The 1,048-nt window shown below is 69.3% G+C and carries 1 protein-coding gene; it reads left to right on the top strand.

Annotated features, from left to right (window positions below; genetic code table 11):
- The first annotated feature begins 123 nt into the window (after positions 1–123).
- A complete protein-coding gene (locus tag AC08OP_RS24010; protein WP_476616250.1) occupies positions 124–384 on the top strand; it encodes a helix-turn-helix transcriptional regulator in 261 nt (86 codons plus the stop codon).
- Positions 385–1,048: the final 664 nt, after the last annotated feature.

Genomic DNA, 1,048 nt, shown 5'->3' with positions numbered 1-1,048 from the left:
ATGTTGTCTCCCCCGTGAGTCGTCATATGCTGATACGGAGGAACCTACTAGCGATGAGATAGAAGGTGTATGGGGAGATAGGCGAGGGACGGTCAACAGCCACACAACTAGCGGGACGCTAGTATGTCCCGCGTGGACAGCCCCGACGACCTGCTCAGCTACGCCGACGTCCAGGCCCTCATGGCCAGCCGCGGGCACACCATCAAGGTCTCCAGCCTGCGCGCGATGCGCCGCATGAAGCAGATGCCCGAACCGGACGAACTCCCTGTCGCCGACCGTCCCCGCTGGCGCCGCTCCACCGTCGAGCAGTGGCTTGCATCTCGGCCCGGACGGGGTGCCCGTACCGACTTGCGCCCGGCGCAGGACGACTCCGCCAGTAGATGACCGGCTACCACCACCGTGTCGCATTGTTCTGGGCTGATCATCCCGACTGGGATCCGTGCTGGCACCCGGACAGATAGGCCGCCGGCGCCCCCCTCTTGCCGGAAACACCGCATCTACCCGGTGAGTCTGGGTAACGGCCGGAGGGGTCTGCGGCCCGCCTGGTCGGCGCCAGCGTGTGCTGGCATCCCCTCCGGATAGAGCCGGAGCCCCTTTTGGAGGGGCTAAAGGAGCCCCTTTTGGAGCCTCTCCGGGCAGGGCGACACGCCGTCCGCGTGGGTCGCTGCTGGGGCGTCCGGCGCGCCGGTTGGGGGCTCCTGGGAGCGTGCGCGGTGCGCATGCTCCATATGTGCCGTCGGGGGGTTGGTGACGGCTGGTGCCGTCCTGACAGTGACCTGGCGGATCGACGGATGCAATACGACACCCTTGATCATCGGAGAGCGAGATATCCATCCGTGGGCCTGTTCGGGGGCCTGTTCGGGCCGAGGTCTACGGTGCGGGGATGCGGCGACGGCGCGGGGCGGATGCGGCGGACGGCTGGCTGGCGGGTCTGGTCCGGGCGGCCGCGGCGGGCGATCCTGTCCCGGCTGCCGATCTGCGGGATGGTCTGCGGCGCCTCGCCGCGGCGGGCGGCGAGGCAGCGTGGGCCGGCCGGGCGGAGCGGATC

The sequence above is a fragment of the Frankia sp. CeRuru1 genome, from assembly GCF_977966315.1.
Note: the sequence above shows the minus strand (reverse complement) of the source record. Positions and strands in the feature narration are given on the sequence as shown.